Raw genomic sequence first — 22,425 nt, 5'->3', positions numbered from 1 at the left:
TCACTGTAACATATTCACCGCACCACATCCCCCAGCGCCTCTTCTAATTCATACCAGCGGAACGCAAAGCCGGCCGCTTCCAGCCGTTTTGGCAGCGCCCGCTGCCCGCCTAATACCAGTACAGACGCTTCTCCCATCAGCAGACGAATGACCGTGGCAGGCACGCGCAGTATCGCCGGACGGTGCAGGGCATGCCCCAGCGCGTGGGCAAACTGTTCATTACGCACTGGATACGGCGCAACCATGTTAAACGGTCCGCGCAGATCGTTATCCAGCAGCCAGAGAATACCGTTGACCATATCGTCGATATGGATCCACGCCATATATTGACGGCCATTACCGATGGGACCGCCGAGTCCGAGCCTGAAAGGGGGAAGCATCTTCGCCAGGATGCCGCCTTTCGGCGCGAGGACGACCCCGGTCCGCAGCAGGCAGACGCGGGTACGATCGCTTTGCGCCGCACAGGCGATACGCTCCCACTGGGCGCAAAGTTTATGGGTAAACTCGTTATGGGGCGGCTCTTCCTCGGTCACCACCACCTCGCCGAGATCGCCGTAATAGCCCACCGCTGAACCCGAAATAAGCACTGAAGGTGGGGTGTGGCTATTACGGATCAGCTCGACGAGCTTTTCGGTAATGTTCCACCGGCTGCTGCATAACAGCTGTTTTTGCTCTTCCGTCCAGCGCTTATCGGCGATGGGTTCACCCGCGAGGTTAATGACGGCGTCGAAACCGTCCAGATTTTGCTGCTCGGCCAGATTTTTCCAGATATCGACACCCGCCCCCAGCACCTGACGCGCTTTCTCCGGGCTGCGCGTGACCACGGTGATGTCGTGATGCAAGGCCTGCAGACGCGCAATGAGGTGACGACCAATCAGGCCTGTCCCGCCGGTCAGCAAAATCTTCATACAACCTCCAGGTTTACGCCTGGCGCCGCCAGCTTAACGTCATGGAGACGGAATCGGCGTAGCGCAGGGCGTGAAGTTTATCGATCTCAACTTCAGCATAAGTGACCCAGTGATGTTCGCGTGCGATATCGAGCACATCCTGAGTTAATTTTTCCAGCAGGGAGAAGCGGTTATTCTCCACGTACTGAATGATGTTTTTGGTTATTGTGCGGTAGTTAAGCGCGTCGTTGATGTCTTCGCTGGCCCGCGCTTTATCTGCGGGGTAGTGAATCACCACGTTAATGACAATATCCTGACGGTTGGCGATCTCTTCCTCTTTGATACCGATGAAGGTACGCAGGCGTAAATTTTTTATACGAATAATGGCGTCTGGCTGTGACATTGCAGGTCTTCTCCGTGTCAGTATTTCCCGCTCATCATACATGAGAGGCTCGCGGGCACCCAGCCTCATAGAGGGTTAAATCTGCTGGATTTTTTGCATCGCCCGCTCGGTCGCCGGGCGGGTCCGGATGCGCTCAAACCAGTTGTTCACCGCCGGGTAAGAAGCCAGGTCAATTCGGTGTTTTTCATGCGTATTCACCCATGGCCAGCAGGCGATATCGGCAATGCTGTAATGATCCCCCCCGAGCCACGGCGTTTTCTTCAGCCGACGGTTCAGAACGTCATAGAGCCGCTGCGTCTCGACCTGATAGCGTTCTATCGCATAGGGAATGGGCTGCGGGGCGTAAGCGGTAAAGTGATGGTTTTGACCCAGCATGGGCCCCAGCCCGCTCGCCTGCCAGAAGAGCCATTGCAGGGTATGGTGACGCTCACGCAGCTCGCCGCTCAGCAGCTTGCCGGTTTTCTCTGCCAGATAGAGCAAAATTTCACCGGATTCAAACAGGCTCAACGGTCTGCCCCCGTCCGCCGGCTGGTTATCAATAATGGCCGGGATTTTATTATTCGGCGAGATAGCCAGAAAGAGAGGGCTGAACTGTTCGCCCTTGCTGATATCCACGCGAATGATCCTGTAATCCAGCTCGGCTTCTTCAAGAAAGAGGGTGATCTTATGGCCGTTTGGGGTAGGGGCGTAATAAAGGTCGATCATTCTCAACTCCTGTCCATGCGAAGAGTGGTGCCATGACAAATGAGTATAGGTGGTTGTTGTAAATCGTGAGTTTTCATCAAGTGACAGCGAGGCAAAGAGATTATATGTTGAGTAAAAACCGATCAGCCTATGAGGATGTTATGAACCAGCCCGTCATCACGTTGTGGTCCGATGCGAATTTCTTTTCTCCCTATGTTATGAGCGTATACGTTGCGCTGGCCGAAAAAGGGCTCACGTTTACGCTGAAGACCGTTGATCTCGACGGCGGTGAACATCTTAAACCGCAGTGGCAGGGTTACGACCTGACCCGACGCGTGCCGGTGCTGGAGATTGACGGTTTTGCCCTGAGCGAATCCTCGGCGATTGATGAATATCTGGAAGATCGGTTTGCGCCGCCTGAGTGGGAGCGCATCTATCCTCACGATCTGCAAAAGCGCGCCCGGGCGCGGCAGATCCAGGCGTGGTTGCGAAGCGATCTGGTACCGATTCGCGTGGAACGCTCGACGGACGTCGTGTTTGCCGGGGTGAAAAAACCAGCTCTCAGCGCAGAAGGTGCAGAAAGCGCGCAAAAACTCATTGAAACCGCCACCTCGCTCCTCGCACACGGCAACCCGAACCTGTTCGGCGAGTGGTGCATTGCTGATGCCGATCTGGCGTTGATGCTAAACCGCCTGATCCTCAACGGCGATGAGGTGCCGCAGCTGCTGGTGGATTATGCCGCGTTTCAGTGGCAGCGCGCCTCCGTGCAGCGCTATGTGGCACTCTCGGCTAAGCGTGCGGGCTGATAAGCCCTGACGCTTCAGGTATGATGGGGGCAGTCTGTTTTCCCGAGGAGTGACTGATGAAACTGATGTTTGCGTCGGATATCCATGGATCGCTGCCCGCTACCGAGCGTGTCCTCTCCCTGTTTGCACAAAGCGGCGCGCAGTGGCTGATTATTCTGGGTGACGTGCTCAATCACGGCCCGCGCAACGCGCTGCCGGAAGGCTACGCCCCTGCGCAGGTCGCGGAAAAGCTCAACCCGTATGCCTCGCGCATCATCGCCGTTCGCGGCAACTGCGACAGCGAAGTGGACCAGATGCTGCTGCATTTTCCCCTTACTGCGCCGTGGCAGCAGGTGCTGCTGGAACAAAGCCGACTGTTCCTGACCCATGGGCATCTTTTTAGCCCGGATAATCTTCCGGCGCTCGCGGCTGGCGATGTCCTGGTTTACGGTCATACTCATATTCCGGTTGCTGAAAAGCGCGGTGAGATTTATCACTTCAACCCGGGTTCGGTCAGTATCCCGAAAGGTGGGTATTCTGCGAGCTATGGCATGCTGGATGGAAATACTCTGAGTGTTATCGCACTTAATGATCAGCAAGTTATTGCGCAAGTAGCGATTAATCCGTAAGTTACACCTCAACTGCAAACGCGCCGAAAGAGCGCTTAGAAGAGAAGGTTTCCCGATGGTGGAGCAGAGTCATTTGGCAAGTACAGAGTGGGTTGACATTGTCAGCGAAGAGAATGAAGTGATCGCGCAGGCCAGCCGCGAACAAATGCGTGCGGAGCGTCTGCGCCACCGCGCAACGTACATCGTTGTGCATGACGGGATGGGCAAAATTCTGGTCCAGCGCCGTACGGATACCAAAGATTTTCTCCCGGGTATGCTGGATGCCACTGCAGGCGGTGTTGTCCAGGCAGATGAAGTGCTGCTGGATTCCGCACGTCGTGAAGCAGAAGAAGAGTTAGGCATTGCCGGTGTGCCGTTTGCCGAGCACGGTCAGTTCTATTTTGAAGACGAAAACTGCCGCGTCTGGGGCGGGCTGTTTAGCTGCGTTTCTCACGGCCCGTTTGCCCTGCAGGAAGAAGAGGTGAGTGAGGTCAGCTGGATGACGCCGGAAGAGATCACCGCTCGCTGCGACGAGTTCACGCCGGATTCGTTAAAAGCGCTGGCGCTCTGGATGAGCCGCAACGCCAATAACGAATCGACAAAATCAGAGAAAGAGGAAGAGGCTGAGTAAGCTTCAGCAACTCTCTCTCAGACACAGACTGGACGCGATGGGCTTTTGATCGCGCCAGTCTCCGCCATTCAGGCGCTCCAGTAACGCTTTCCCGGCTTCAATTCCAATCTTACGATGCGGCACCGCCATGGTCGTCAGCGGCGGCTGACAGACGCGGCTCACGTCGCTATCGCCAAAGCCTACTACCGCCAGATCGTCCGGTACTTTGATTCGCCTGCGCTGGCACTCATACAGCGCGCCGCACGCCAGCTCGTCAGAGACGCACACCAGCGCATCCAGCTCCGGCCAGGCCAGCAGGAACTCGGGCAGCTGTGCTGCACCGGTCGAGAAGCTCGGCGGCATCGCAGCGTTAATGACCCGGTTCGGCGACATATGGTGGCGAAGCATGGCTTTGTACCAGCCCTGCAGATGCTGCTGGAAAATCCACTGTTCCTGGTTGGCGCACAGCAGGCCTATGTTTTGGTAGCCGCGCTTAATCACCATTTCCGTGAGTTCATACATGGCCGCCACGTTATCAATCCCGATATTCATATCAATCGGATCGGCGCGCATGGCGCCCATCTCCATCACCGGAATTGAGGCGTTTTTCAGCCAGTGGCGAACGGTGTCGGTATGTTCAACGCTGAGCAGGATAGCGGCGGCGATGTTCGACGCCAGAAGCGTCTCCAGCAACTTCTCCTCCTGCTCAAGACGATGCTGGGATTCAGCCAGCATGATCTGATACCCGGCAGGCTGCAGCACCTGCTGTAGCCCGGCGAACATCTCCGAGCAGCCGGCTTCGGAGAGATTAGGCACCACCATGGCTATCGTCCATGACGACGCCGAGGCCAGCGCGCTGGCGGCAAGATTAGGCATATAACCCAGCTCCTGCACGGCGGCTTCAATTTTTTCACGTAGCTTATCGGAAACCTGTTCGGGCGTGCGAAGTGCACGGGACACGGTCATCGTGCCCACACCGGCAAGCTGTGCGACATCGGCGAGTGTCACTTTACCAGTACTGCGCCGTTTTCGGGTTAGAGACATACACCTTCCTGCTGACCAGACGCGTTCTTCTTTTCCTTCGTTTCACGTGACAGGCAGTATACGCCTTAAATCCCTTTTTTTGCTGTGATTTAGCAACGTGATTGCAATTTGATAGCGCTATCACATTTCTGCACGATAACGATTGGTAGCGCTATCTTTGTGATCGCGATCGCAGTCAATCACTGATGCGTTGAATAAAGTTTGCTCATCTTAAGCGTGTCGTGGGAGTGAAAAGTGCTCAAAAAATGGATATATGATACAACCATCACGCTGCAGGAGAGCGTGGAAGGCTGGCCGCAGGCGCTGGAGCTGTGCGCGAAGCCGCTGCTGGATTTGCAGGTGATTGAGCCTGAATACGTCACTGCCATCATCCAGCAGCACCACACGTTAGGACCCTATTATGTGCTGGCACCAGGGCTGGCGATGCCGCATGCGCGGCCGGAGGAAGGCGCCAAAGGACTGGGGTTGTCGTTATTAAAACTAAAACAGGGCGTCTCGTTTGGTGCCGGTGAGTTTGACCCTGTCAACGTCATTGTTATGCTCGCGGCACCCGACAAAAATAGCCATATCGAGATGATCTCGTCGCTGGCAGAGTTATTTTCCAGCGATACCGATATGGACGAACTGCATCAGGTGAATACCCTGGAGGAAATTAAAACGATTATTAACCGCTTCTGATTTAATTCTTTAATCCGGTTTTTCACAACATTACGCGTCAGCGTGATGGGGCGTACTCTACTCAAAATAAGGGGGCAACAATGAAAATCATGGCTATTTGCGGTTCTGGCCTGGGCAGTAGTTTTATGGTCGAAATGAATATTAAAAAGGTGCTCAAAAAGCTGGAGATTGAAGCTGAGGTTGAACACTCCGATCTCTCCTCGGCCACGCCGGGCGCGGCCGATCTGTTCGTGATGGCAAAAGACATTGCCGCCAGCGCCAGCGTGTCGGAAAACCAGCTGGTGGTGATCAACAACATCATCGACATTAACGAACTTGAAGCGCAGCTGCGCGGCTGGTTCGAAAGACAATAACCCTGATAAGGCGAGGTGGATATGTTTATCCTTGAAACGCTGAATTTCGTTGTTGATATTTTAAAAGTCCCTTCGGTGCTGGTCGGTTTAATCGCGTTAATCGGTCTGGTTGCGCAGAAAAAAGCGTTTTCCGACGTGGTGAAAGGAACAATTAAAACTATCCTGGGCTTTATTGTACTGGGCGGTGGCGCCACGGTACTGGTGGGGTCATTAAATCCTTTGGGCGGGATGTTTGAACACGCATTTACGATCCAGGGCATTATTCCAAACAATGAAGCGATAGTGTCCATTGCGCTGGAAAAATACGGTGCAGCGACCGCGCTGATTATGGCCTTCGGGATGGTGGCGAATATTATCGTCGCGCGTTTTACCCGCCTGAAGTATATCTTCCTGACTGGACACCACACGTTTTACATGGCGTGCATGATTGGCGTGATCCTGACGGTGGCGGGCTTTGAGGGCGTGGGGCTGGTCTTTACCGGGTCGCTGATCCTTGGCCTGATCATGGCCTTCTTCCCGGCGATTGCCCAGCGCTACATGAAGCGCATTACCGGCAATGATGAGATTGCCTTCGGCCACTTCGGCACGCTGGGCTACGTGCTGTCCGGCTGGATTGGCAGCAAGGTCGGCAAAGGATCCCGCTCAACGGAAGAGATGAACCTGCCGAAGAACCTGAGCTTCCTGCGCGACAGCTCGATCTCCATCTCCCTGACCATGATGATTATCTACCTGATCATGGCGGTGAGCGCCGGTCGCGAGTACGTCGAGGCCACCTTCAGCGGCGGTCAGAACTACCTGGTCTACGCCATCATCATGGCGATTACCTTTGCGGCGGGCGTGTTCATCATCCTGCAGGGCGTACGCCTGATTCTGGCGGAAATCGTTCCGGCCTTTACCGGCTTCTCGGAAAAACTGGTGCCGAACGCGCGTCCTGCGCTGGACTGCCCGGTGGTCTATCCCTATGCGCCAAACGCGGTACTGATTGGCTTCCTGTTCAGTTTCCTTGGCGGGATTGTGGGGTTGTTCATCTGCGGTCAGTTTAGCTGGGTGCTAATCCTCCCGGGCGTCGTACCGCACTTCTTCACCGGCGCAACGGCGGGCGTGTTTGGTAACGCCACCGGCGGACGGCGCGGGGCGATGATTGGCGCTTTTGCCAACGGCCTGCTGATCACCTTCCTGCCGGTCCTGCTGCTGCCGGTGCTGGGCGCCATTGGCTTTGCCAACACCACCTTCTCTGACGCCGACTTCGGCGCGGTCGGGATTGTGCTCGGCAACCTTGCGCGCTTCCTGTCGCCGCTTGCTATCACCGGGCTGGTCGTGGCGCTATTCGCGCTGCTGGTGGCGTACAACGTCTTCGCGAAAAACAAACCTGCGGGCGGTAACGCGCAGGAAAACACCGGAGCCAAATCATGAATGAGAGAGAGATAACCGAACTCGCGCGTCAGATTCGTCTTGAGACGCTGAAATCCCTGACGCGGCTCGGCTTTGGCCACTATGGCGGCAGCATGTCGGTGGTCGAAACCCTGGCCGTGCTGTACGGCGCGGTGATGAAAATCGACCCGGCGGATCCGGACTGGCCGGAGCGAGACTACTTTGTCCTGTCGAAAGGCCATGCGGGCCCGGCGCTCTACAGTACCCTGGCGATCAAGGGCTACTTCCCGACAGAAGAGCTGAGCACGCTGAACCAGAACGGCACGCGCCTGCCCAGCCACCCGGACCGCCTGAAAACGCGCGGCGTGGACGCCACCACCGGTTCGCTGGGGCAGGGGATTTCCATCGCGGGCGGCATGGCGCTGTCGCACAGGCTGGCCGGGCGGCCGAATCGGGTCTTCTGCATCGTCGGCGACGGCGAGCTGAACGAAGGGCAGTGCTGGGAGGCGTTCCAGTTTATTGCCCACCATCGCCTGAATAACCTGACGGTATTTGTCGACTGGAACAAACAGCAGCTCGACGGCGAGCTGGACGAGATCATCAGCGCGTTTGACCTGGAGGGCAAATTCCGCGCCTTTGGCTTTGACGTGGTGACGGTGAAGGGGGACGACATTCCTGTGCTGCTGGAGGTGACGTCGCGGGTTCCGGCTGCTGATGCGCGTCCGTTAGTCGTCATCCTCGACAGTATCAAAGGGCAGGGTGTGCCGTATCTGGAGCAGCTCAGCAACTCGCACCACCTGCGATTGACCGCAGAGAGCAAAGCGGCCCTCAACGAGACGATTCGCCAACTGGAGGCTTCACATGATTAAGGTTGCACCGGCAGGACAGAAAGACGCCGTTGAGATGCGTAAAGTTTACGCTGGCTTCGTGGCAAAACAGATTGAGGCCGGAAGTGACATCATTGCGCTCGAAGCAGACCTGATGAGCTCGATGGCGATGGACGGCGTGGCGCGCGATTATCCGCAGCACGTGATTAACTGCGGCATTATGGAAGCCAACGTCATCGGCACGGCAGCCGGGCTGTCGCTGACCGGACGTAAACCGTTCGTGCACACCTTCACCGCGTTTGCCAGCCGTCGCTGTTTTGACCAGCTGTTTATGTCCCTGGACTATCAGCGCAACAACGTGAAGGTGATTGCCTCGGATGCGGGCGTGACGGCCTGCCACAACGGCGGAACGCATATGTCGTTTGAGGATATGGGCATCGTACGCGGTCTGGCGCATTCGGTGGTGCTGGAGGTGACCGACGCGGTGATGTTCGAAGACGTGCTGCGCCAGCTTATCGACCTCGAAGGCTTCTACTGGGTGCGGACCATCCGCAAGCAGGCGCCGAGCGTGTATGCCCCGGGTTCCACCTTCACCATCGGCAAAGGCAACGTGCTGCGTGAAGGAAGTGATATTACCCTGATTGCCAACGGCATCATGGTGGCGGAAGCGCTGGAAGCGGCACGCCAGCTTGAGCAGGAGGGCGTCAGCGCGGCGGTCATCGACATGTTTACCCTGAAGCCCATCGACCGGATGCTGGTGAAAAACTACGCCGAGAAAACCGGACGCATCGTCACCTGTGAAAACCACAGCATTCACAACGGCCTGGGGTCGGCGGTGGCGGAAGTGCTGGTGGAAACCTGCCCGGTGCCGATGCGGCGGGTGGGCGTCAAGGAGCGCTACGGTCAGGTAGGGACGCAGGATTTCCTGCAGAAGGAATATGGCCTGACGGCACATGACATTGTGTCGGCGGCAAGAGAGCTGCTGTAAATAAAAAAGGCGACCGGTTAAGTGGTCGCCTTTCTTGCCGGATGGCGCTTCGCTTATCCGGCCTACAAAACCGTAGGCCCGGTAAGCGCTAGCGCCACCGGGCTTTTTAACATTACTGCTGCTGCGAAGACTGAATCGCGGTCAGAGCGATGGTATAGACGATATCGTCAACCAGCGCGCCACGGGACAGGTCGTTCACAGGTTTGCGCATCCCTTGCAGCATCGGCCCGATGGAGATCAGGTCTGCAGAACGCTGTACCGCTTTGTAGGTGGTGTTACCGGTGTTCAGATCCGGGAAGATGAACACGGTAGCGCGACCTGCAACCGGCGAGTTCGGCGCTTTGGATTTCGCAACGTCAGCCATAACCGCGGCGTCATACTGCAGCGGGCCGTCGATCATCAGATCAGGACGTTTTTCCTGAGCAATACGGGTCGCTTCACGCACTTTCTCTACGTCGCTACCTGCACCAGAAGTACCGGTGGAGTAGGAGAGCATCGCTACGCGCGGTTCGATACCGAAGGCAATCGCAGAGTCCGCGGACTGGATAGCGATTTCTGCCAGCTGTTCTGCGGTTGGATCCGGGTTGATCGCGCAGTCACCGTAAACGTAAACCTGTTCGGGCAGCAGCATGAAGAATACGGAAGAAACCAGAGAACTGCCCGGTGCGGTTTTGATCAGCTGCAGCGGTGGACGGATGGTGTTCGCCGTGGTGTGAACCGCACCGGAAACCAGACCGTCAACTTCGTCCTGCTCCAGCATCAGCGTGCCCAGCACCACGTTGTCTTCCAGCTGTTCGCGCGCAACGGCTTCGGTCATGCCCTTGCTCTTACGCAGCTCGACCAGACGGGCAACGTAGCTTTCGCGAACCACTTCCGGGTCAACGATTTCGATGCCAGCGCCCAGCTCAACGCCCTGAGACGCCGCTACGCGGGTGATCTCATCAGGGTTACCCAGCAGCACACAGGTCGCGATGCCGCGCTCTGCACAGATAGCAGCCGCTTTAACGGTACGTGGTTCGTCGCCTTCTGGCAGAACAACGCGTTTGCCCGCTTTACGCGCCAGCTCGGTCAACTGGTAACGGAATGCTGGAGGAGACAGACGGCGGCTGCGCTCGGAGGTCGCCGTCAGGGATTCGACCCAATCTGCGTTGATGTAGCCTGCAACGTATTCCTGAACTTTCTCAATACGCTCGTGGTCATCAACCGGCACTTCGAGGTTGAAGCTCTGCAGGCTCAGGGAGGTCTGCCAGGTGTTGGTGTTCACCATGAAGACCGGCAGGCCGGTGGCGAACGCGCGTTCGCACAGCTTGCTGACGCGTGGGTCCATCTCGTAGGCACCGGTCAGCAGGATCGCACCGATTTCCACGCCGTTCATCGCGGCCAGGCAGGCTGCAACCAGCACGTCAGGGCGGTCTGCGGAAGTCACCAGCAGGGAACCTGCGCGGAAGTGTTCCAGCATGTGCGGAATGCTGCGCGCACAGAAGGTCACGGACTTCACGCGGCGGGTGTTGATGTCGCCTTCGTTAACCACGGTGGCGTTCAGGTGACGTGCCATATCGATTGCACGGGTGGCAATCAGATCGAAGCTCCATGGCACCGCGCCCAGTACTGGCAGCGGGCTGGATTCCTGCAGCTTAGCCGGGTCAACTTTGATGACTTTCGCTTTGGACGAGTCGTCGAAGATCTCGGACAGGTCAGGGCGAGTACGACCCTGCTCATCCACCGGTGCGTTCAGTTTGTTCACGATCACGCCGGTGATGTTGGTGTTTTTCGCGCCGCCGAAGCTGCTGCGCGTCAGTTCGATACGCTCGTTCAGCTGCTCTGGGGTATCAGTGCCCTGAGACATCACGAAAACGATCTCTGCGTTCAGGGTTTTCGCGATTTCAAAGTTCAGAGACTGGGCGAACTGGTGTTTGCGCGTCGGGACCAGGCCTTCAACCAGCACCACTTCCGCGTCTTGCGCGTTAGCATGGTAGTTGGCGATGATCTCTTCCATCAGCACATCTTTCTGGTTGCTGGACAGCAGAGACTCAACGTGGCTCATCTTCAGCGGTTCAGCCGCTGGCAGATTGGAATTCTTGCGAACGATGGTGGTGGTCTGGTCTGGCGCATCGCCACCGGCACGTGGCTGGGCGATTGGCTTAAAGACGCTCAGACGAACGCCTTTGCGTTCCATAGCACGGATAACGCCAAGGCTGACGCTGGTCAGGCCGACGCTGGTTCCGGTAGGGATCAGCATAATAGTACGGGACACGGTTTATCCTCTTTCGTTACCGCCCAAATGTAGCGGGTTACAAAACAGCACCGCCAGCATTGCTGGCGGTGTGGAATCAGGCAGTCAGGCGGTGCGCGTCTTGCGCAATGACCAGCTCTTCGTTAGTTGGGATAACGATAGCCGGGCGGGTGCCTTCTTTGTTGATGAAGCCAGACTTGCCGAAGCGGGCAGCCAGGTTACGCTCGTGATCAACTTCGAAGCCCAGAACGCCAAGTTTACCCAGGGACAGTTCACGAACCATCGCTGCGTTCTCACCGATACCACCGGTGAAGATAACCGCGTCCAGACGGCCTTCCATAAGCGCAGTATAAGAACCGATGTACTTCGCCAGACGGTGGCAGTAAACGTCCATTGCACGTTTAGCGTCTTCTTTGTCTGCGTAGTTGTCTTCAACATAACGGCAGTCGCTGGTGACTTCGGTCAGACCCAGCAGGCCAGACTCTTTGGTCAGCATTTTGTTGATCTGGTCAATGCTCATGCCCAGGGTGTCGTGCAGGTGGAAGATGATCGCCGGGTCGATGTCACCGGAACGCGTACCCATCACCAGACCTTCCAGCGGGGTCAGACCCATGGAGGTATCAACACATTTACCGTTACGGATAGCAGAAACAGAACCACCGTTGCCCAGGTGGCAAGTGATGATGTTCACTTCTTCAACCGGCTTGTTCAGCACTTTTGCCGCTTCCTGAGTTACATAGAAGTGGCTGGTGCCGTGTGCGCCATAACGACGTACGCCGTGTTCTTTGTACAGGCTGTACGGCAGGGCATAGAGGTAAGATTCTTCCGGCATGGTCTGATGGAACGCGGTGTCGAACACGGCCACGTTTTTGTCTTTCAGATTCGGGAAGGATTTCAGCGCTTCAGCGATACCGATCAGGTGAGCCGGGTTGTGCAGCGGTGCGAAGGATGCAGAGTCTTTGATACCCTGAATCACAGACTCGTCGATAACGACAGAGCTGGTGTATTTTTCGCCGCCGTGGACGATACGGTGACCAATCGCAGTCAGCTGAGCAGACAGTTCTGGTTTTTGTGCCAGAATAGTGTTAACGATAAAGTTCAGCGCTTCACTGTGAGCGGCGCCTGCACCTAAAGCCGCTTCTTGTTTGCTGCCGTCCATCTTCCACTTGATACGTGCTTCAGGCAGATGGAAACATTCGGCCAAACCAGAGAGGTATTCGTCACCGTTGAGCGCATCGATGATGGCGAATTTCAGTGAGGAGCTACCGCAGTTCAGAACCAGTACTAACTTACTCGACATGGAAGTACCTATTATTGATACGTGGCTAAAAAAACGTCAGTGAGTCTAACAGCGTAACGCATGATGACTCAGACATTTATGATTAACATCATGCCAAACGAACATTGTGGCATGATGGAAGAAATAACTATGATTTTATGCCATTTTGCACAATTTTCAGCCAATGGCATAATATGCAATAATTTGACGAGTTAATGATTCTCGTCTATGGCCCTATCAGGCTGGCACAGGATACCCGATACGGGGTAGAGATGACAAAATATTTTGAACGTTGTCATAGCTTGTTGTGGTTTTGCACGAAAATTTTAATTTTTATATGTGAAGTTGAGGTACAGCCATGTCGACACCAGAGAACCCGTCCGTAAATTTCTTTAGTCTGTTTCGTCTGGGACAGCATTACGCAAAGACGTGGCCGATGGAAAAGCGCCTTGCGCCTATGTTTATTGAGAATCGCACCATCCGCGCCACGCGCTATGCGATTCGCTTTATGCCGCCTGTCGCTATCTTTACGCTGTGCTGGCAGATTGCGTTGGGTGGGCAGCTTGGACCTGCGGTCGCCACGGCGCTCTTCGCATTAAGCCTGCCGATGCAGGGACTGTGGTGGTTAGGTAAACGGTCCATCACCCCGCTTCCCCCTTCTATTTTACACTGGTTTTATGAAGTGCGCGGCAAGCTGGAAGAGGCCGGGCAGGCGCTCGCCCCGGTTGAAGGCAAGCCGGATTACCAGGCGCTGGCGGACACGTTAAAGCGTGCTTTTAAGCAACTCGATAAAACATTCCTCGATGACTTGTGATTGATCATCGAAACGACGACGAAAAGAAGGCACAGTAACAATCAGTTACCGTGTCTTTTTTTTAAGTGCAATGCGCTACAGGAGTCGAAAGATGGAAATGACCCATGCTCAACGTCTGATTTTGTCCAACCAGTACAAGATGATGACTATGCTTGATCCCGATAACGCTGCGCGCTACAGCCGCCTGCAAACTATCGTCGAACGCGGTTTTGGTTTGCAAATGCGCGAACTGGACCGCGAGTTTGGCGAGCTGAAAGAAGAAACCTGCCGCATCGTGATCGACATTATGGAGATGTATCACGCCCTGCACGTCTCCTGGACGAATCTCAAAGATCAGCAGTCCATTGACGAGCGCCGCGTGACCTTCTTAGGCTTTGATGCGGCAACGGAAGCGCGTTATCTGAGCTATGTTCGCTTTATGGTGAATACGGAAGGGCGCTATACCCACTTTGACGCGGGCACCCACGGCTTCAACGCGCAGACCCCGATGTGGGATAAATATCAGCGTATGCTGAGCGCGTGGCATGCCTGCCCGCGTCAGTACCATTTAAGCAGCAACGAAATTCAACAAATCATTAATGCCTGACGGAGGTGCGTGTGCAGTGTAGAGGTTTTCTGTTTGATCTGGACGGTACGCTGGTGGATTCGCTGCCGGTTGTGGAGCGTTCCTGGTGCCATTGGGCTGACAGACATGGCATCGACCATCAGGACGTGCTGAATTTTATCCATGGCAAACAGGCCATTACCTCGTTACGGCACTTCCTGGCCGGACGTTCTGAGGAAGAAATTCAGGCGGAGTTCAAATACCTGGAACACATTGAAGCCACGGATACGGACGGCATTACTGCGTTACCGGGCGCGCGCGAGCTGCTTGAGCATCTGAACGAGGCGCAGATCCCGTGGGCTATCGTCACCTCAGGCTCCATTCCGGTTGCCCACGCCCGTCATAAGGCAGCTGGTTTACCGAAACCGGAAGTGTTTATCACCGCGGAGCGCGTTAAGCGCGGCAAACCTGAACCCGATGCATTTTTACTGGGGGCTGAACTGCTGGGCCTCGACCCCGCAGAGTGTGTGGTGGTGGAAGACGCGGCCGCTGGCGTACTGGCCGGGCTGAACGCAGGAAGTCACGTCATCGCCGTTAACGTTCCGGCCGGATCTCCCCGGCTGGACGAGGCAGATTTGGTGCTGGATTCACTGACGGCCCTGTCTGTTTCAAAAGCCTCTGACGGAGTTGTAACCGTCTCGCTAAAAGTGTAATCCCATGATATGGCCCCACATTGCTGGGGCTTTTTTATGGCAAAATTCCTCATCTTCCACTGACAAGGATAAGTTGTGAACGGTGAACTGATTTGGGTCCTGAGCCTGCTTTTAATCGCCATCCTTCTTTTTGCAACGGGCAAGGTACGCATGGACGCCGTCGCCCTGTTTGTCATCGTCGCGTTTGTGCTGAGCGGTACGCTCACGCTACCGGAAGCCTTCTCCGGATTTAGCGATCCCAACGTTATCCTCATTGCCGCCCTGTTTATCATCGGGGATGGGCTGGTGCGCACCGGTGTGGCGACCATCATGGGGTCGTGGCTGGTGAAGGTGGCGGGCAACAGCGAAACCAAAATGCTGATCTACCTGATGGTGACCGTCGCCGGGCTGGGGGCGTTTATGAGCTCCACGGGCGTGGTCGCCATCTTTATCCCGGTGGTGCTGAGCGTCTCCATGCGGATGCAGAGCTCGCCGTCACGTCTGATGATGCCTCTGAGTTTTGCCGGTTTGATCAGCGGGATGATGACGCTGGTGGCAACGCCGCCGAACCTGGTCGTCAACAGCGAACTGATCCGCGAAGGATTTGAGGGCTTCAGCTTTTTCAGCGTCACCCCGCTGGGGCTGGTCATTCTGGTGTTGGGTGTGGTCTACATGCTGCTGACCCGGTTTGCCCTGAAAGGTGAAAAACAGGAAAAAAATAAAGAAGGGTGGAAGCGACGCACCTTCCGCGATTTGATTAAAGAGTACCGCCTTACCGGGCGCGCGCGCCGTCTGGCTATTCGTCCTGGCTCGCCGATGGTGGGGCAGCGCCTTGACGACCTGAAGCTGCGTGAGCGCTATGGCGCGAATGTGATCGGCGTAGAGCGCTGGCGTCGTTTTCGCCGGGTGATTGTCAACGTCAACGGGGTGTCGGAATTCCGCGCGCGGGACGTCCTCCTGATTGATATGTCCACTGCGGACGTGGATCTGCGCGAGTTTTGCAGCGAACAGCTGCTGGAACCAATGGTGCTGCGTGGGGAGTATTTCTCCGATCAGGCGCTGGATGTTGGCATGGCCGAGGTGTCGCTGATCCCTGAATCGGAACTGTTGGGCAAAACCGTGCGGGAAATGGGGTTCCGAACCCGCTATGGCCTGAATGTCGTGGGGCTGAAGCGCGATGGCGTAGCGATGGAAGGGGCGGTGGTGGATGAACCGATCCTGCTGGGCGATATTTTTCTCGTCGTCGGTAACTGGAAGCTGATAAGCCAGCTCGGGCAAAAAGGGCGTGATTTTGTGGTGCTCAACATGCCTGTTGAGGAGAGCGATGCCTCCCCGGCGCACAGCCAGGCCCCCCACGCGATTTTTTGTCTGGTACTGATGGTGGCGCTGATGCTGACCGATGAGATCCCCAATCCGGTCGCCGCAATTATTGCCTGTCTGTTGATGGGTAAATTCCGCTGTATTGACGCCGAAAGCGCCTATAAAGCCATTCACTGGCCGAGCATTATTCTCATTGTCGGGATGATGCCCTTCGCCCTGGCGCTGCAAAAAACCGGCGGGGTGGATCTTATCGTTAAAGGCTTAATGGACGTGGGCGGCGGGTATGGGCCGTACATGATGATGGTCTGTCTGTTTATCATGTGTGCCACTATCGGTCTGTTTATCTCCAATACCGCGACGGCGGTACTGATGGCGCCGATTGCGCTGGCGATGGCCAAATCCATGGGCGTGTCGCCGTATCCTTTTGCGATGATGGTCGCAATGGCGGCCTCAGCGGCATTTATGACGCCAGTTTCTTCACCGGTGAACACGCTGGTGCTGGGGCCGGGGAACTACACATTCAGTGATTTCGTGAAGCTGGGCGTGCCGTTCACCGTGCTGGTGATGGTGGTATGCGTGGTATTGATACCGGTTCTGTTCCCGTTCTGAGCATTTTGCCGGGTGGCGGCTTCGCCTTACCCGGCCTACAATCCCGTAGGCCCTGCAAGCGCAGCGCCGCTGGGCAAAAATCAGAGTGGCGAATCCTGGCTAATCTCATCCAGCGACAGATGGAAGCTCGGTACAAACATCTGCATAAAGTAATCCATCTCTTCGCTGCGGCGGGATTCCAGCGTTTTTTCCAGACGCGTTTTTGCCAGTAAAAATTCGTTATTCCCCGCGGACAACTCTTCCAGACACTTGAGGTAGGCGCAGAGCGCGTCGGCCTGTTTGACCAGCGACTTTTCATCTTCCGTGTACTGATGCTCATCGATGAGTGGCTCAAAGATGTCGCGCAGTTCTTCAGGCACCATGTCAATCAGCTTCTGCTGGGCAATTTTCTCGATGGCCTTATATTCCTGCGCAATCTGCGAGTTGAAATACTTTACCGGCGTAGGCAGATCGCCGGTCAGCACTTCTGACGCATCGTGGTACATCGCCAGCAGGGCAATGCGCTCTGGATTGACCTGACCGTTGAATTTGCGGTTTTTAATGGCGGCCAGCGCGTGAGCGACCATCGCAACCTGCAGACTGTGCTCTGACACATTTTCCGTGCGGACATTGCGCATCAGAGGCCAGCGGTTGATGAGTTTCAGGCGGGAGAGGTGGGCAAAGAAATGACTCTGACTCATAGGGTACCTTTTGTCTTCACTGCGACAGGCGTTCATTGTGCGGGGAGGGGAGGGAAGATGCAAATCTGAAGGTGTTGTAGGCCGGGTAAGCGCAGCGCCACCCGGCAGAAAGCCAGCGTTACTGATGATAACCGGACAGGAAGCGCCCGAAGCGGCTGATGGCCATTTCCAGATCATCTTCGCGCGGCAGCGTCACGATACGCACGTGATCCGGCCACGGCCAGTTAAACGCCGTACCCTGAACCAGCAGCACTTTTTCCTGCAGCAGGAAATCGAGCACCATTTTCTGATCGTCATGAATATTAAAGCGCTTCGCGTCAATTTTCGGGAACATGTAGAGCGCGCCATTCGGCTTCACGCAGGAGACGCCAGGAATATCGTTGATCAGTTCCCACGCACGGTTGCGCTGTTCGTACAGGCGACCACCGGGAACGATGAACTCGCTAATGCTCTGATAGCCACCCAGCGCCGTCTGGATCGCGTGCTGCGCCGGAACGTTGGCACATAAACGCATGGAGGCCAGCATCTCCAGCCCTTCAATATAGCCTTTGGCGTGCTTTTTCGGACCGTTCAGTACCATCCAGCCCTGACGGAAACCGGCCACGCGGTAGGTTTTAGACAGGCCGTTAAAGGTGACGGTCAGCAGATCCGGGGCCAGCGCAGCGATTGAGTGGTGCTGTGCCGCGTCGTACAGGATCTTGTCGTAGATTTCGTCGGCGAAAATGATCAGGTTGTGCTGACGGGCCAGCTCGACGATCTCCATCAGCAGCTCTTTCGAGTATACCGCGCCCGTTGGGTTGTTCGGGTTAATGATCACGATGCCGCGCGTGCGGGGCGTAATTTTCGCGCGAATATCATCGAGGTCCGGGAACCAGTCAGAGGACTCGTCGCACAGGTAGTGCACCGCTTTACCGCTGGACAGTGACACGGCTGCCGTCCACAGCGGATAGTCCGGCGCGGGTACCAGCATTTCGTCACCGCTGTTCAGTAGTGCCTGCATCGCCTGCACGATCAGTTCGGAGACGCCATTGCCGATATAGATATCTTCAACGGTAACATCACGCATACCGCGTGCCTGGTAGTGCTGCATAATGGCTTTACGTGCGGAGTAAAGTCCTTTTGAATCGCAATAGCCTTGTGCAGTAGGAAGGTTGCGGATCACATCAACCAGAATTTCATCCGGCGCTTCAAAACCAAATGGCGCTGGGTTACCAATGTTGAGTTTCAGAACCTTGTTGCCTTCTTCTTCAAGGCGTTTTGCCTCTTTCAGAACCGGGCCGCGGATGTCATAACAGACGTTATCTAGCTTGCTGGATTTTTCGATAGGGGACATGAACCTTTAACCTTTTCGCTATGATTGCCACTCCCTGCCGTGGAAGTCAGCACGGAATAATGTACTCCCCCCTCGCTTCGTTTTGAAGGGTGTGCAGTAGAAGATTTTGTGCCGGGAGCAAAATTTTGATAAATCTTTTTCTCTGGGTGTATGCTTTTATGCTGGCTTAAAGTTGTGCGCACGGTGCCATATTGGGTTAAATGTGCTATTCATTTGTCAAAATTGTGTATATTGTGCTGGTAAAAATAGGTGGAAAGCAGGACAAAGGTGGCAATCACCCTGAGTGACATTTCGTTAAACCTGAATGCTTGATACCTGTTTCTGTAATAGCATGCTGTGGCTAAAAGTTACTCATGTGAAATTAATGTTAAGTGCCATTAATGAATGGTCTTAATCTAAATTAAAATTTATTTATTATTAACCTAAAAAATGCAACTTTAGTTAATTCTAATAAAATTAGTTTAGAAGCTTAACATTCTTCTTTAATCCTCAATATTGCAATAAGACTTATAAATAAAGTGGATTTGGGTTAAGATGTCTTCCAGGAAAGCAGAGTGCAGATACACGTTTTTTGTATATCTGTGACTGATTTTCCTCATTAATTGATTGTTATTGTTGGAGTTATCTCTGGCTGGAATGTGTCGAACATCTCCTGCTACGTTGACAGCGCTGCGATACAGATGGCAGAAAAGGTGTTATACCTTTAATGTAATTTACATAAACCTGCGAACATCTAAATATCCTGAACGTTTAAGAGAATAAAAATAACGTCATGAAACGTGCTTTCTGACTGTTGATATAAAGCAGCACAATAACTATCTGTCAGGCAGTCTGCCGGGCCGGGATGCGAGGGAAAATCTTCAGAGGGAATTGCTTAACTGTACACACACAGCTTCAACCCGGGCAGCTCCGCACGAGCAACCTGAAAGTGAATAGATATGATAAATGCAAATCGTCCGATAATGAATCTCGACCTCGATCTGCTGAGAACGTTTGTTGCGGTCGCCGATCTCAACACTTTTGCAGCCGCTGCTGCCGCCGTTTGCCGAACTCAGTCTGCCGTCAGCCAGCAAATGCAGCGGCTGGAGCAACTGGTTGGTAAAGAGCTTTTTGCGCGTCATGGGCGTAATAAGCTCTTAACGGAACACGGTATTCAGCTTCTGGGTTATGCCAGGAAAATTCTTCGCTTTAATGATGAAGCATGTATGTCATTAATGTTTAGCAACCTTCAAGGGGTGCTAACGTTAGGCGCATCTGATGAGTCAGCGGATACTATATTGCCGTTTCTTCTCAATCGTATTAGTTCGGTTTATCCGAAGCTTGCGCTGGACGTTAGCGTAAAGCGTAATGCCTTTATGGTTGAGATGTTAAATGAGAATAAAGTCGACCTGGTGGTCACCACGCATCGTCCCGGGCAGTTTGACTGCCTGACGCTGCGTACATCGCCTACGCACTGGTATTGCGCGGCCGAATATGTGCTGCAAAAAGGGGAGCCGGTTCCACTGGTCTTACTGGATGACCCTAGCCCGTTCCGCGATATGGTGCTCACGGCGCTGAATGAGGCCAACATTCCGTGGCGTCTGGCGTATGTGGCCTCCACGCTGCCAGCGGTCCGTGCCGCCGTGAAGGCCGGTCTGGGTGTGACGGCCCGTCCGGTTGAGATGATGAGCCCCGATCTGCGCGTCTTGGGAAAATCCGATGGTCTTCCTGCGCTGCCGGATACGGAGTATCTGCTCTGCCACAATTCGTCCAGCCATAACGAGTTGGCCAAAGTGGTGTTCGAGGCGATGGAAAACTACCATAACCCGTGGCAGTTCGAACGCGTTACCTCCGAAGGGGGGGATGATTCCCTGATCGTTGAAGGGGATTTCGAGTGATCGATAGCTCAGAATTCTGGTAACAAAATGTAAGTGTAAAAAAAAGCCACTCGTGTGATTTTCACATGCAGTGGCTTTTTTTTAGCAAAAATATCCGCTTATGGCGTATGGATTTTCAGGATACTTCATATTTATCAACATGCTAAATGCTTTTGCTTAAAACTTGTCCGTTTTCCGTTCTAACTTCAACCACATCCCTCCCATGTTAAAAAAACAGGAAATATGTTGCCGTTTTCCTGGTTGAATTAACAAAAGCGTGTCACAGATCAAGAAAATACTCCTATTTGGGGGGAGGAATCGTTGGCAAATCCTGTCAAAATAGGAGGGTTATTTTTTTTACTTCCGAAACGGACACGATTCAACAACATACATTTGACGGAAAGTCATGCACCCACCAGGGTTAAAGGGCACCAAATGTTAATGAGAATCGCTCGATGTAATTTAATGTGAAGAAACCTTTGTTAAAGTTGACAATAGGTTATAGAAAGGAGTAAAAAACCCCATCATTTTGCTGTCTACGTCTCATTTCTGACAGTTAGTGTAAGGTTATTTGTTCCTCCCCATGAATCGATGTGATGCCCATCTGCCAGCAAGAGCAGTGTCGTTGGTATCACTTTTGATGAGTAAGCAATGAGTATGTCAACATCCACAGAAGTCATCGCTCATCACTGGGCATTCGCAATCTTTCTTATTGTAGCCATTGGCCTGTGCTGCCTGATGTTAGTCGGCGGCTGGTTCCTGGGCGGTCGCGCCCGTGCAAGGCACAAAAACACACCTTTCGAATCAGGTATTGATTCAGTAGGTACCGCTCGCTTACGCCTGTCTGCCAAGTTTTATCTGGTAGCCATGTTCTTCGTCATCTTCGACGTGGAAGCGCTTTACCTTTTCGCATGGTCGACCTCCATTCGCGAAAGTGGTTGGGTGGGCTTTGTCGAGGCCGCAATTTTCATTTTAGTGCTACTGGCCGGTCTGGTTTATCTGGTGCGTATTGGCGCGCTTGACTGGACGCCTGCGCGTTCACGCCGTGAACACATCAACCCGGAAAACAGTATCTCTAATCGTCAGCAGTAACAGCGAGGCAATAAGATGGATTATACGCTCACCCGCATAGATCCTAACGGTGAGAATGACCGTTACCCCCTGCAAAAACAGGAGATCGTAACCGACCCCCTGGAGCAAGAAGTCAATAAAAGCGTGTACATGGGCAAACTCGAACATGCCATGCACGATATGGTCAACTGGGGTCGTAAGAACTCCATCTGGCCTTACAACTTTGGCCTTTCTTGCTGCTACGTTGAAATGGTGACGTCATTCACTGCGGTGCATGACGTTGCGCGTTTTGGGGCCGAGGTACTGCGTGCTTCACCACGTCAGGCTGACCTGATGGTGGTAGCCGGTACCTGCTTTACCAAGATGGCACCTGTTATTCAGCGTCTTTATGACCAGATGCTGGAGCCTAAATGGGTTATCTCCATGGGCGCATGTGCAAACTCTGGCGGTATGTACGACATCTATTCCGTCGTGCAGGGCGTAGATAAATTTATCCCAGTGGATGTGTACATCCCGGGTTGTCCGCCACGTCCGGAAGCTTACATGCAGGCGCTGATGCTGCTGCAGGAGTCTATCGGTAAAGAACGTCGCCCACTGTCGTGGGTTGTTGGCGATCAGGGTGTGTATCGCGCGAACATGCAGTCTGAGCGCGAGCGTAAACGTGGTGAACGTATTGCCGTCACCAATCTGCGTACGCCTGACGAAATTTAATTTGCGCCTGTAGGCCTGGAGAACACCTTCGCATATCACTACTCA

At 54.4% G+C, this 22,425-nt stretch carries 23 protein-coding genes; 15 read left to right on the top strand and 8 right to left on the bottom strand.

The window, feature by feature from the left end; genetic code table 11:
- Positions 1-14: 14 nt before the first annotated feature.
- The 3 genes from OTG14_RS11970 to yfcG all read right to left on the bottom strand — a co-directional run bounded on the left by OTG14_RS11970 (position 15) and on the right by yfcG (position 1,995).
- Positions 15-908: a TIGR01777 family oxidoreductase gene (locus OTG14_RS11970; RefSeq protein ID WP_032646624.1), complete on the bottom strand. Its 894-nt coding sequence runs from the start codon at positions 906-908 to the stop codon at positions 15-17.
- Between the two features lie 13 nt (positions 909-921).
- Positions 922-1,290: a dihydroneopterin triphosphate 2'-epimerase gene (gene folX / locus OTG14_RS11965; RefSeq protein WP_023312555.1), complete on the bottom strand. Its 369-nt coding sequence runs from the start codon at positions 1,288-1,290 to the stop codon at positions 922-924.
- A gap of 75 nt (positions 1,291-1,365) precedes the next feature.
- Positions 1,366-1,995, bottom strand: a complete 630-nt coding sequence (gene yfcG / locus OTG14_RS11960; protein ID WP_032646621.1) for a GSH-dependent disulfide bond oxidoreductase — start codon at positions 1,993-1,995, stop codon at positions 1,366-1,368.
- Positions 1,996-2,135: 140 nt separating this feature from the next.
- On the opposite strand from yfcG, the gene yfcF reads away from it, so the two are divergent.
- The 3 genes from yfcF to yfcD are packed head-to-tail and all read left to right on the top strand — an operon-like array spanning position 2,136 to position 3,998.
- The gene (yfcF, locus tag OTG14_RS11955) at positions 2,136-2,780 is read left to right on the top strand and encodes a glutathione transferase (protein ID WP_032646620.1); all 645 of its coding nucleotides are present in this window, start codon (positions 2,136-2,138) and stop codon (positions 2,778-2,780) included.
- A gap of 56 nt (positions 2,781-2,836) precedes the next feature.
- On the top strand, positions 2,837-3,388 hold the full coding sequence (yfcE, locus tag OTG14_RS11950) for a phosphodiesterase (RefSeq protein WP_024908956.1): 552 nt from the start codon (positions 2,837-2,839) through the stop codon (positions 3,386-3,388).
- Between the two features lie 55 nt (positions 3,389-3,443).
- Complete coding sequence (yfcD, locus tag OTG14_RS11945; protein WP_032646619.1) at positions 3,444-3,998, top strand: NUDIX hydrolase YfcD; 555 nt, start codon at positions 3,444-3,446, stop codon at positions 3,996-3,998.
- Between the two features lie 3 nt (positions 3,999-4,001).
- Here the strand turns inward: yfcD and OTG14_RS11940 are convergent, their stop codons facing one another.
- The gene (locus tag OTG14_RS11940) at positions 4,002-5,021 is read right to left on the bottom strand and encodes a LacI family DNA-binding transcriptional regulator (RefSeq protein ID WP_024908958.1); all 1,020 of its coding nucleotides are present in this window, start codon (positions 5,019-5,021) and stop codon (positions 4,002-4,004) included.
- A 234-nt stretch (positions 5,022-5,255) separates the two neighbouring features.
- Between OTG14_RS11940 and OTG14_RS11935 the strand changes: the two genes are divergently transcribed.
- The 5 genes from OTG14_RS11935 (at position 5,256) to OTG14_RS11915 (ending at position 9,238) form a co-directional block, all read left to right on the top strand.
- Positions 5,256-5,699 carry a PTS sugar transporter subunit IIA gene (locus OTG14_RS11935; RefSeq protein ID WP_267215118.1) on the top strand — a complete coding sequence of 148 codons (444 nt, stop codon included), beginning with the start codon at positions 5,256-5,258 and terminating at the stop codon, positions 5,697-5,699.
- Positions 5,700-5,779: 80 nt separating this feature from the next.
- Positions 5,780-6,052 (top strand): PTS sugar transporter subunit IIB, encoded by a 273-nt coding sequence (locus OTG14_RS11930; RefSeq protein ID WP_267215117.1) that lies wholly within the window; start codon positions 5,780-5,782, stop codon positions 6,050-6,052.
- 21 nt (positions 6,053-6,073) lie between these two features.
- A complete protein-coding gene (locus OTG14_RS11925) occupies positions 6,074-7,465 on the top strand; it encodes a PTS ascorbate transporter subunit IIC (RefSeq protein ID WP_023312548.1) in 1,392 nt (463 codons plus the stop codon).
- A complete protein-coding gene (locus OTG14_RS11920; protein ID WP_267215116.1) occupies positions 7,462-8,292 on the top strand; it encodes a transketolase in 831 nt (276 codons plus the stop codon). Before OTG14_RS11925 ends, OTG14_RS11920 begins: the two co-directional genes overlap by 4 nt.
- On the top strand, positions 8,285-9,238 hold the full coding sequence (locus OTG14_RS11915) for a transketolase family protein (protein ID WP_058654840.1): 954 nt from the start codon (positions 8,285-8,287) through the stop codon (positions 9,236-9,238). Before OTG14_RS11920 ends, OTG14_RS11915 begins: the two co-directional genes overlap by 8 nt.
- 112 nt (positions 9,239-9,350) lie before the next feature.
- Here the strand turns inward: OTG14_RS11915 and pta are convergent, their stop codons facing one another.
- Positions 9,351-11,492, bottom strand: a complete 2,142-nt coding sequence (gene pta / locus OTG14_RS11910) for a phosphate acetyltransferase (RefSeq protein WP_032646614.1) — start codon at positions 11,490-11,492, stop codon at positions 9,351-9,353.
- Between the two features lie 76 nt (positions 11,493-11,568).
- Positions 11,569-12,771: an acetate kinase gene (ackA, locus tag OTG14_RS11905; RefSeq protein ID WP_024908964.1), complete on the bottom strand. Its 1,203-nt coding sequence runs from the start codon at positions 12,769-12,771 to the stop codon at positions 11,569-11,571.
- Positions 12,772-13,108: 337 nt separating this feature from the next.
- Between ackA and yfbV the strand changes: the two genes are divergently transcribed.
- The 4 genes from yfbV to OTG14_RS11885 all read left to right on the top strand — a co-directional run bounded on the left by yfbV (position 13,109) and on the right by OTG14_RS11885 (position 16,729).
- Positions 13,109-13,564 (top strand): terminus macrodomain insulation protein YfbV, encoded by a 456-nt coding sequence (gene yfbV / locus OTG14_RS11900; protein WP_267215115.1) that lies wholly within the window; start codon positions 13,109-13,111, stop codon positions 13,562-13,564.
- A 91-nt stretch (positions 13,565-13,655) separates the two neighbouring features.
- The gene (locus OTG14_RS11895) at positions 13,656-14,150 is read left to right on the top strand and encodes a YfbU family protein (RefSeq protein WP_008502874.1); all 495 of its coding nucleotides are present in this window, start codon (positions 13,656-13,658) and stop codon (positions 14,148-14,150) included.
- 11 nt (positions 14,151-14,161) lie between these two features.
- A complete protein-coding gene (locus OTG14_RS11890; protein ID WP_024908965.1) occupies positions 14,162-14,821 on the top strand; it encodes a sugar phosphatase in 660 nt (219 codons plus the stop codon).
- 75 nt (positions 14,822-14,896) lie between these two features.
- On the top strand, positions 14,897-16,729 hold the full coding sequence (locus OTG14_RS11885; protein WP_024908966.1) for an SLC13 family permease: 1,833 nt from the start codon (positions 14,897-14,899) through the stop codon (positions 16,727-16,729).
- Between the two features lie 80 nt (positions 16,730-16,809).
- Here OTG14_RS11885 and yfbR read toward each other — a convergent pair whose 3' ends face one another.
- Positions 16,810-17,409, bottom strand: coding sequence for a 5'-deoxynucleotidase (gene yfbR, locus OTG14_RS11880; RefSeq protein WP_267215114.1), 600 nt, complete (start codon positions 17,407-17,409; stop codon positions 16,810-16,812).
- A 118-nt stretch (positions 17,410-17,527) separates the two neighbouring features.
- Entirely contained in the window at positions 17,528-18,742 is a 1,215-nt protein-coding gene (alaA, locus tag OTG14_RS11875) for an alanine transaminase AlaA (protein ID WP_008500204.1), read from the bottom strand.
- 938 nt (positions 18,743-19,680) lie between these two features.
- On the opposite strand from alaA, the gene lrhA reads away from it, so the two are divergent.
- The 3 genes from lrhA (at position 19,681) to nuoB (ending at position 22,380) form a co-directional block, all read left to right on the top strand.
- Positions 19,681-20,619, top strand: coding sequence for a transcriptional regulator LrhA (gene lrhA, locus OTG14_RS11870; protein ID WP_021241557.1), 939 nt, complete (start codon positions 19,681-19,683; stop codon positions 20,617-20,619).
- 630 nt (positions 20,620-21,249) lie between these two features.
- Entirely contained in the window at positions 21,250-21,690 is a 441-nt protein-coding gene (gene nuoA, locus OTG14_RS11865; protein ID WP_006176516.1) for an NADH-quinone oxidoreductase subunit NuoA, read from the top strand.
- Positions 21,691-21,705: 15 nt separating this feature from the next.
- Positions 21,706-22,380, top strand: a complete 675-nt coding sequence (nuoB, locus tag OTG14_RS11860) for an NADH-quinone oxidoreductase subunit NuoB (protein ID WP_003861482.1) — start codon at positions 21,706-21,708, stop codon at positions 22,378-22,380.
- Positions 22,381-22,425: the final 45 nt, after the last annotated feature.

The organism is Enterobacter pseudoroggenkampii (genome assembly GCF_026420145.1).
Taxonomy (GTDB): domain Bacteria; phylum Pseudomonadota; class Gammaproteobacteria; order Enterobacterales; family Enterobacteriaceae; genus Enterobacter; species Enterobacter pseudoroggenkampii.
The sequence above is the reverse complement of the archived record's forward strand: the minus strand, read 5'-3'. Positions and strand labels throughout refer to the sequence as shown.

Bases quoted from the DNA above. Each gene is read 5' to 3' on its own strand.
- OTG14_RS11970 (WP_032646624.1), bottom strand. From the start codon at position 908: ATGAAGATTTTGCTGACCGGCGGGACAGGCCTGATTGGTCGTCACCTC.
- folX (WP_023312555.1), bottom strand. From the start codon at position 1,290: ATGTCACAGCCAGACGCCATTATTCGTATAAAAAATTTACGCCTGCGT.
- yfcG (WP_032646621.1), bottom strand. From the start codon at position 1,995: ATGATCGACCTTTATTACGCCCCTACCCCAAACGGCCATAAGATCACC.
- yfcF (WP_032646620.1), top strand. From the start codon at position 2,136: ATGAACCAGCCCGTCATCACGTTGTGGTCCGATGCGAATTTCTTTTCT.
- yfcE (WP_024908956.1), top strand. From the start codon at position 2,837: ATGAAACTGATGTTTGCGTCGGATATCCATGGATCGCTGCCCGCTACC.
- yfcD (WP_032646619.1), top strand. From the start codon at position 3,444: ATGGTGGAGCAGAGTCATTTGGCAAGTACAGAGTGGGTTGACATTGTC.
- OTG14_RS11940 (WP_024908958.1), bottom strand. From the start codon at position 5,021: ATGTCTCTAACCCGAAAACGGCGCAGTACTGGTAAAGTGACACTCGCC.
- OTG14_RS11930 (WP_267215117.1), top strand. From the start codon at position 5,780: ATGAAAATCATGGCTATTTGCGGTTCTGGCCTGGGCAGTAGTTTTATG.
- OTG14_RS11925 (WP_023312548.1), top strand. From the start codon at position 6,074: ATGTTTATCCTTGAAACGCTGAATTTCGTTGTTGATATTTTAAAAGTC.
- OTG14_RS11920 (WP_267215116.1), top strand. From the start codon at position 7,462: ATGAATGAGAGAGAGATAACCGAACTCGCGCGTCAGATTCGTCTTGAG.
- OTG14_RS11915 (WP_058654840.1), top strand. From the start codon at position 8,285: ATGATTAAGGTTGCACCGGCAGGACAGAAAGACGCCGTTGAGATGCGT.
- ackA (WP_024908964.1), bottom strand. From the start codon at position 12,771: ATGTCGAGTAAGTTAGTACTGGTTCTGAACTGCGGTAGCTCCTCACTG.
- yfbV (WP_267215115.1), top strand. From the start codon at position 13,109: ATGTCGACACCAGAGAACCCGTCCGTAAATTTCTTTAGTCTGTTTCGT.
- OTG14_RS11895 (WP_008502874.1), top strand. From the start codon at position 13,656: ATGGAAATGACCCATGCTCAACGTCTGATTTTGTCCAACCAGTACAAG.
- yfbR (WP_267215114.1), bottom strand. From the start codon at position 17,409: ATGAGTCAGAGTCATTTCTTTGCCCACCTCTCCCGCCTGAAACTCATC.
- alaA (WP_008500204.1), bottom strand. From the start codon at position 18,742: ATGTCCCCTATCGAAAAATCCAGCAAGCTAGATAACGTCTGTTATGAC.
- lrhA (WP_021241557.1), top strand. From the start codon at position 19,681: ATGATAAATGCAAATCGTCCGATAATGAATCTCGACCTCGATCTGCTG.
- nuoA (WP_006176516.1), top strand. From the start codon at position 21,250: ATGAGTATGTCAACATCCACAGAAGTCATCGCTCATCACTGGGCATTC.
- nuoB (WP_003861482.1), top strand. From the start codon at position 21,706: ATGGATTATACGCTCACCCGCATAGATCCTAACGGTGAGAATGACCGT.